We start from the raw sequence: 7,317 nt of genomic DNA on the forward strand, positions 1-7,317 counted from the left end.
CGTGAAGGTCTGGGACAAGCGCGAGTTTCGCGATTTCGACGACACGGTGGAACTGGGCACGCGCAATATCAAGGTGGCGCTGAAACGCCTGCGCCAATGGGCGCGGCACGGCGCGAATGAGGAACTGGACCTGCCCGGCACCATCCGCGCCTCGGCCGAGGCGGGCTATATCGACGTAAAAACCCGGCCCGAGCGGCACAATGCGGTGAAGGTGGTTCTATTCCTCGATGTGGGCGGTTCGATGGACGCCCATGTGCAGCTGGTGGAGGAGCTGTTCTCGGCGGCCAAGTCCGAGTTCAAACATCTCGAGCACTGGTATTTCCACAATTGCCTCTACGAGGGCGTCTGGAAATCGAACAAGCGCCGCTGGAACGAGGCGACGCCGACCTTGGACGTGCTGCATCGCTATGGTCCCGATTACAAATGCATTTTCGTGGGCGACGCCTCGATGTCTCCCTATGAGATCACCCATCGCGGCGGCGCCAACGAGCATTGGAACGACGAGGCGGGCCATGTCTGGCTGACCCGTGCGCGCGAGCAATGGCCCGATCACACATGGCTCAACCCGATCCCGGAACGCGGCTGGGGCTACACGCAGTCGATCCAGATCATTCGCGAGATCTTCGAGAACCGGATGCATCCGCTGACCCTCGAAGGGATCACCGCGGCAATGAAGGAACTCGGATGAACCGGCTGCGCTACCTCTGGGGGCATCACAAGATCGCCTCGCTGGGCTTTGTCCTCGCGGTCGCGTTGTCGCTGTTCTTCGGCGCAAGGTTCGTCTCGCGCGCGATCTACTGGTCCGACCCCGCGCATCTGCATCAAAGCCCCGAGGAATGGATGACGCCGGGCTATATCGCGCGCAGCTGGCATCTGGAGATCGAGGAGGTCGACGCGATCCTAGGCATCAAGGATGGGCGTGCGCTGGTCGGCGCGGGCCGCCCGACCCTGGAACGTATCGCAAAGGCCAAGGGCGAGCCGCTGCAGGACCTGATCCGCAAACTCTCGCTCGGCCTGCCCAAGACCATCGCCGACAAAGAGGCGCAGCCGCAGCAATGAACTTCTCCGACCTCTCAGACTGGCTGCTCGCGCAGGTGCCGCTCTACGGGCCGTGGCTTCTCGGTCTCACGACCTTCCTGAGCTGCCTCGCGATTCCGGCCCCCTCCTCGCTGATGATGATCGCAAGCGGAGCCTTCGTGGCCTCGGGCGATCTGGACCTCGCGACCGTCGGCGGCGCGGCCTTCACCGGCGCGGTGATCGGCGATCAGGTGGGCTTCCAGCTGGGCCGCCGGGCCGAGCGCTTCCTGCCCCATCCCGACACGAAACGCGGCGCACTGGTCGCGAAAGCGATGGCCGCCCTGCGCAAACGCGGCGCGGTCACCGTCTTCTTCACCCGCTGGATGTTCTCCGCGCTCGGGCCTTGGGTAAACCTCGCCGCCGGCGCGTCCGGCTTCGCGCATCGCCGCTTCACCCTGGCCGATCTCGCGGGCGAAGCGGTCTGGGTCACCACCTATGTGGGCCTCGGCATCACCTTCGGGGCCAATCTGGACGCCGCCGCCGAGCTTGCGGGCAACGCGTTGGGGCTGCTCGGCGCAGGTGCTGCCGCCTTCGCCTTCGGCTGGTGGCTGTGGCATGCGGCCAAGCGCGCCCCCAAAGCCTCCAATCCGACGCCTGATCACGACGCTTGATCACGGGCCTGCGAGCCGCCATATCCTTCCCATGTTGTTGCGCCTTCTCCCCATCCTGCTGCTGGTCCTCTACGGCTTCGCCATGTGGCATTTCTCGACCTGGCAACTCAAACGCCAGCTGAACGGGAATTCGCGCCGGTTGCGCGACAGCAAGCTGGAGCCCTATCTCGACCGGCTCGCCGCTGCGCTCGAGGTCTCGGAAATTCCGGTCCATGTCTATCAGATCGAGCCGGTGAACGGTCTCGCCGCCCCCGATGGCCGCGTCTTCATCACCGAAGGCTTCATGCGCAAATATCGCAGCGGTGAGGTATCCCCGGAGGAACTGACCTCGGTGATCGCGCATGAGCTGGGCCATGTCGCCTTGGGCCATTCGCGCCGCCGCATGATCGACTTCTCAGGCCAGAACGCCCTGCGCGCCGTGCTGATGACGGTGCTTGGCCGCTTCATCCCCTTCATCGGCCCGTGGATCGCCAATCTGATCACCGCAGCACTCGCCGCCCGCCTCAGCCAGCGCGACGAGTTCGAGGCGGATGAGTTTGCCTCAGCCCTGATGATCAAGGCGGGCTTCGGCACCGAGCCGCAGGTCACGCTGTTCCACAAGCTCGACGCGCTGACCAAGAACGCGGGCCAGACCACGCCCGCCTGGCTGCTGACCCACCCAAAGACCGAAAAGCGCATCGCCGCCATTGAGGCGAACCAGTTGCGCTGGTCGCGCGCAGAGCACTGATTTTCCTTACTTTCGCCGCGCAGGGCCGCTAATCTGCCCGCGAGGAAGGGCAGTGAATGACAAGCGGGTCTCTAGCGCGGGTGCACAGGCGCCGGGTGTTCTACATCCCCGGCTACGACCCGATTCATCCCCGCCGCTACCGCGAGCTCTACCGCAAGGAAGGCGCAGACCAGGCCCGCATCTCGGGCTACGAGATCGCGCTGGCCCCGAAACGCGCAGGCGGCCCCTATGGCTGGCACGTCACCTCCACCCAGGACGGCGCGGAGGTCGAGGCCGATGTCGAGGTGCTCGTCTGGTCCGATATCGTGCGCTCATCCATGGGCAAATCGATCCTTGCCACCTACGCGCAACTGGTCCGCACGGCCTGGGCCTATATCGCCTCCGGCGCGCTGTTCCGCCTGATGCGGTTGCGTAAGGGCCCGGTGATCGCCGCGCTCTACCCGATCGTCGCGCTGATCGTTCAGGCGCTGATCGGGATCGGCCTTGGCTGGGCCGGTGCCGCACTCGCATTGGCGCTCCTGCCCGGCTTCCCGCTCGACAGACTCGCGGGCCTCATTCTCGGCGCCGCGATCCTCACCCTGACCCTACGCTGGTTTCGGGCCAAAGACGGCAAGCTCTTCGCCTATTATCTGATGCATGACTACGCCTTCACCGCGCGCTGGGGCGGCGCAAACCCGCCCGAGCTGGAGGCCCGCATGGCCGATTTCGCCGCCCGCATCGAAGAGGCGATGCGAGAAGACTGGGACGAGGTGCTGATCGTCGGCCATTCCTCGGGCGCCCATCTCGCCGTCTCGATCCTCGCCGACCTGATCCGCGAGAACCGCCTCCCCCCTTCCTCTTGGCAAAAATATCCCGGGGGGAGGCCGTCAGGCCGGGGGGCAGCGCCCCCAGCGCTCGCCTTCCTCTCGCTCGGTCAGGTCGTCCCGATGGTGAGCTACCTGCCCCGCGCGACCCGCCTGCGCGCCGATCTCGCCTACCTCTCCACCCGGCCTGAGCTGTTCTGGCTCGACGTCACCGCGCCGGGCGATGGCTGCGCTTTCGCGCTCTGCGATCCGGTTGCGGTCTCGGGCGTGGCACCAGAGGGCCAGATCCACCCGCTGGTGATCTCCGCCGCCTTCACCCAAACGCTGAGCCCCGAGCGCTGGCGCACCCTCCGCTGGCGCTTCTTCCGGCTGCATTTCCAGTATCTCTGCGCCTTCGACCGGCCCGGAGATTACGATTATTTCCGCCTGACCGCCGGGCCGCTGACGCTGGCCGAACGCTTCCACGGTCGCGCCCCGTCGAAAAGCCGGATCACGACGCCCGCGAACCGGTTCACGAGCGTCACATGAGCCAGCCGTCCCGCCTGCCCCCGAAACCGACCCCGCGCCCGGATCGCGTCTCGCTCTGGCGCTATTTCCGGCTGTTCAAATCCGACATCCTCTCGGCCCAGCCCGCGCGTCTCTACCGCGCATGGATGGCCGAGTTCCGCACGCCGTTCTTCCGCTCCTATATGTGCAACGACCCCGATCTGGTCGATCTGGTGCTCAACAAACGCCCGATGGATTTCCCGAAGTCCGACCGCGTGCGCGAGGGGCTGAAACCGCTTCTGCGCGAAAGCGTCTTCATCACCAATGGCGCGCAATGGCAGCGCCAGCGCCGGATCATCGACCCGGCCTTCGAGGGCGGCAAACTGCGCGAGACCTTCCCCGCGATGTGGGCGGCGGGTGAGGATTGCGTCGATCGGTTGAATATGAAGACCGACGCCGAACCGTTTGATATTGAAACGGAAACCTCTCACGTCGCCGCCGATATCATCTTCCGTACCCTGTTCTCGATCCCGATCGAGGATGAAACCGCCAGCGCCGTGTTCGCCGCCTTCAAGCGGCATCAGCGCGCCTCTCCGGTGGTCAATCTCGGTGCGCTGCTGCCGCTGCCGCGCTGGTTCCCGCGGTTTCACGCGCGCGAGACGAAGCGCACGGCGACCCATATCCGCGCACTGATCGAGCGCCTGACGAAAGAGCGCGCCGCCCGGATCACCGCCGGCACCGCGCCCGACGATCTGGCGACCAAGATCATGACCACCGCCGATCCCGAAACCGGCGAGACCTTCGACACCACGGAGATGGTCGATCAGGTCGCGATCTTCTTTCTCGCGGGCCACGAAACCTCCGCCTCGGCGCTGGCATGGGCGCTCTATCTGCTGGCGACGCATCCCGAATGGCAGGATCGGTTGGCCGAAGAAGCCGAGACCGCGTTGGCGGAAAACCACGACTTTTCCGTGCTTTCCAAGTTGAAGTTGAACCGCGCCACTTTCCGCGAAGCGATGCGGCTTTACCCGCCCGTCCCGATGTTCGTGCGCGAGGCGACCTGCCCAGAAACCTTCCGCGACCGCGACGTCAAATCGGGCTCTCAGGTGGTGATCTCACCGTGGCACCTGCATCGCCACGAGCGGCTCTGGGACAACCCCGACGGGTTCGACCCGAGCCGCTGGGAGACCGAGAACGGCAAGACCTGCCAGCGCCGCGCCTATATCCCGTTCTCCTCGGGCGCGCGGGTCTGTCCCGGCGCAGGCTTCGCAATGGCGGAGGGGCCGCTTCTGCTCGCGATGCTGCTGCGGGCGTTTCGGTTCGAGGCTGTCGAAGGTCGTGAACCGGTCCCTGTCGCGCATCTGACGGTGCGCGGCAAGGACGGGATTTACCTTAGGATTTCTAAGCGTTGAGGGGGCTCTGCCCCCGCTGGCCCTGCCAGCCCCCCGGGATATTTCGGCCAAGCCGAAGGGATCAATCGCGCACGACCAGATCGGCGGCGCGGCTCTCGCGCGTGATGGTGCGGCCATTGGGCAGATCGTTTTCCTCGACACGGCGGCGCGTCTCGGCCAGATCGCAGCCCTGATCGCGCCAGCGTTGGGTCAGCCGCTTGCGCAGCACCTCTTCAGGCAGATCGATGCGGATCGTGAGATCGAAGAGCGGGTAGAGATCGCTCCAACCGGGCCGCGTCAGCAGCAGATAATTGCCTTCGACGATCAGGTATTTCGCCGAGCCCGGCACGCTTGCGCCGCCCGGAACGGTGGCGTCCAGATCGCGGTCGAAGGTCGGCACGGGCTCGTCCTGACGGCTCGACTTCAGTCGCGCGAGAAGCTGCGAAAATCCTTCCGTATCAAAGGTTTCCGGCGCGCCCTTCACGTTGCGCAGGCCGCGCGCGTCGAGCCAATCGTTGTCGCGGTGAAAGCCGTCCATCGCGACGATAGCCGATTGCGCCCCGAGCGCCTCGGCCAGCTCATGCGCGAGATGCGACTTGCCCGCGCCGGGGCCGCCAACCAGCCCGATCAGCAGCCGCTCGCCCGGAAGCTGGCGGATATGCGAGGCCAGATCGGCGCGCGGCACCTGCAGCTCGCTCTCCATGAAGGCCCCGTGATCGCCCATCGGGCCGTCGCTATCGCCGAGCCAATCCGGCATCACGACATCGCCTTGATGAACCGTCCCAGAGCTGCGACCGGGTCGTCCTCGCGCCAGACCTCGTCGCCGAAGGCGAACCAATCGGTGACGGGAGCGAATTTCGTGACCAATTCTTCGGTCAGCGCGCCCTCGGCCACCACCGGCACTTCGATCACTTCCGACCACCAGGCGAACAACTCATGTTCGGCGGGTTCGGCGGTGCCGAGATTGGTCTCGCCGATCGGGCCGAAGCAGACATAGTCGGCCCCCGCCTCGCCCGCGTTCATCCCCTCGTGGCGGGAATTGCCACAGTAGCTTCCGACGATCGCGTCGTCACCCAGCTCCTTGCGACCGTAGCGGATCTGCTTCGCGCCGTCGGTGAAATGCACCCCGTCGAGCCCGTGGCGTTCGACGAGGGCCACATGGGATTCGATGACCAGCGCCACGTCGCGCGCATGGGCCACTTCGCGCATCGCATCGGCGATCCGACCGATCTCGTATTCGTCGCGGCTGGCCAGCGACAGGCGGATGCAGGCGATGTCATGCGCATCGAGCACCGAGGCCAGTTTCGGCGCGAATTCCTCGGCGTCGAAAGCGGGCGGCGTGATCAGGTAAATCTGCGGGCGGTCTTCGGCCATGGGCAGGCTCCTTTGCGGGTCTTGGCCGCCTATTAACGCAAGCGGCGCGGCCTTGCCAGTGCCAGCTTGCGCGACTAGGAGAGGCGCGAAAGGACCGCCCATGCCCAATACGCCCGAAATTCCCGATCCCGCCCAGCCCGCCTTCATCCTCGTGCGTCCGCAGATGGGCGAGAATATCGGGGCGGCGGCGCGCGCGATGCTGAACTTCTCGCTGCGCAAGATGCGGTTGGTGGAACCGCGCGACGGCTGGCCCAACCCGAAAGCGGTGGCGATGGCCTCGGGGGCGGCCGGTCAGGTGCTCGATTTCGCGGGCGTCTATGACAGCGTGGCGGAGGCGGTGGCCGATTGCGATTACGTCTTCGCGACCACCGCGCGAGGCCGTGAGTTGCCCAAACCGATCTACACGCCCGAGGCGGCGATGGAGGAGGCGCGCAAACGCATCGTCGCGGGCCAGAAGGTCGGCGTGCTGTTCGGGCCCGAGCGTACGGGGCTGGAGAATGACGACATCCTGCGCGCCAATGCGATCATCACCGTGCCGGTGAACCCGGAATTCTTCTCGCTCAACCTTGCGCAAGCAGTGCTGCTTTCGGCCTATGAATATTCGCGCCACACGCTCGACTCGGTGCCGGTCGATCCGGGGCTTGCGGGCCATGATCCGGCAAGCGCGGTCGAGGTCGAGAAGCTGGGCGATCACTTCGAGCAGCGGCTCGAGGAGGCGGGCTTCTTCCACCCGCCCGCGAAAGCGCCGATGATGAAGCGCAACCTGCGCAACATGTGGACGCGTTTCGCGATGACGCGCTCGGAGGTGCAGACGCTGCACGGCGCTCTGCGACAAATTCTCCGCCCGC

Annotated in this window: 9 protein-coding genes; 7 read left to right on the forward strand and 2 right to left on the reverse strand. The window is 65.8% G+C overall.

The window, feature by feature from the left end:
- The 6 genes from B3D39_RS02445 to B3D39_RS02470 all read left to right on the forward strand — a co-directional run.
- Positions 1-688 (forward strand): VWA domain-containing protein (locus B3D39_RS02445; RefSeq protein ID WP_286789343.1); only part of this gene is annotated, 688 nt, incomplete at its 5' end.
- Positions 685-1,059 (forward strand): hypothetical protein, encoded by a 375-nt coding sequence (locus B3D39_RS02450; RefSeq protein ID WP_274963434.1) that lies wholly within the window; start codon positions 685-687, stop codon positions 1,057-1,059. The genes B3D39_RS02445 and B3D39_RS02450, both read left to right, overlap by 4 nt.
- Complete coding sequence (locus tag B3D39_RS02455) at positions 1,056-1,688, forward strand: DedA family protein (RefSeq protein WP_286789344.1); 633 nt, start codon at positions 1,056-1,058, stop codon at positions 1,686-1,688. Before B3D39_RS02450 ends, B3D39_RS02455 begins: the two co-directional genes overlap by 4 nt.
- Before the next feature lie 34 nt (positions 1,689-1,722).
- Positions 1,723-2,415, forward strand: coding sequence for a M48 family metallopeptidase (locus tag B3D39_RS02460; protein ID WP_078521041.1), 693 nt, complete (start codon positions 1,723-1,725; stop codon positions 2,413-2,415).
- A gap of 56 nt (positions 2,416-2,471) precedes the next feature.
- A complete protein-coding gene (locus B3D39_RS02465; protein ID WP_274963436.1) occupies positions 2,472-3,746 on the forward strand; it encodes a hypothetical protein in 1,275 nt (424 codons plus the stop codon).
- On the forward strand, positions 3,743-5,116 hold the full coding sequence (locus tag B3D39_RS02470) for a cytochrome P450 (RefSeq protein ID WP_274963437.1): 1,374 nt from the start codon (positions 3,743-3,745) through the stop codon (positions 5,114-5,116). Before B3D39_RS02465 ends, B3D39_RS02470 begins: the two co-directional genes overlap by 4 nt.
- Before the next feature lie 61 nt (positions 5,117-5,177).
- Here B3D39_RS02470 and B3D39_RS02475 read toward each other — a convergent pair whose 3' ends face one another.
- Positions 5,178-5,852, reverse strand: coding sequence for an AAA family ATPase (locus B3D39_RS02475; protein ID WP_274963438.1), 675 nt, complete (start codon positions 5,850-5,852; stop codon positions 5,178-5,180).
- On the reverse strand, positions 5,852-6,469 hold the full coding sequence (locus B3D39_RS02480; protein WP_274963439.1) for a thiamine phosphate synthase: 618 nt from the start codon (positions 6,467-6,469) through the stop codon (positions 5,852-5,854). The genes B3D39_RS02475 and B3D39_RS02480 overlap by 1 nt, the downstream gene beginning before the upstream one ends.
- A gap of 100 nt (positions 6,470-6,569) precedes the next feature.
- Here B3D39_RS02480 and B3D39_RS02485 point away from each other — a divergent pair.
- A partial coding sequence (locus B3D39_RS02485) for an RNA methyltransferase (RefSeq protein ID WP_286789345.1) occupies positions 6,570-7,317 on the forward strand: 748 nt, incomplete at its 3' end.

This window comes from Thioclava sp. UBA3469 (assembly GCF_002378135.1).
GTDB lineage: Bacteria > Pseudomonadota > Alphaproteobacteria > Rhodobacterales > Rhodobacteraceae > Thioclava > Thioclava sediminum.

Bases quoted from the DNA above. Each gene is read 5' to 3' on its own strand.
- B3D39_RS02480 (WP_274963439.1), bottom strand. From the start codon at position 6,469: ATGGCCGAAGACCGCCCGCAGATTTACCTGATCACGCCGCCCGCTTTC.
- B3D39_RS02475 (WP_274963438.1), bottom strand. From the start codon at position 5,852: ATGCCGGATTGGCTCGGCGATAGCGACGGCCCGATGGGCGATCACGGG.
- B3D39_RS02465 (WP_274963436.1), top strand. From the start codon at position 2,472: ATGACAAGCGGGTCTCTAGCGCGGGTGCACAGGCGCCGGGTGTTCTAC.
- B3D39_RS02470 (WP_274963437.1), top strand. From the start codon at position 3,743: ATGAGCCAGCCGTCCCGCCTGCCCCCGAAACCGACCCCGCGCCCGGAT.
- B3D39_RS02455 (WP_286789344.1), top strand. From the start codon at position 1,056: ATGAACTTCTCCGACCTCTCAGACTGGCTGCTCGCGCAGGTGCCGCTC.
- B3D39_RS02450 (WP_274963434.1), top strand. From the start codon at position 685: ATGAACCGGCTGCGCTACCTCTGGGGGCATCACAAGATCGCCTCGCTG.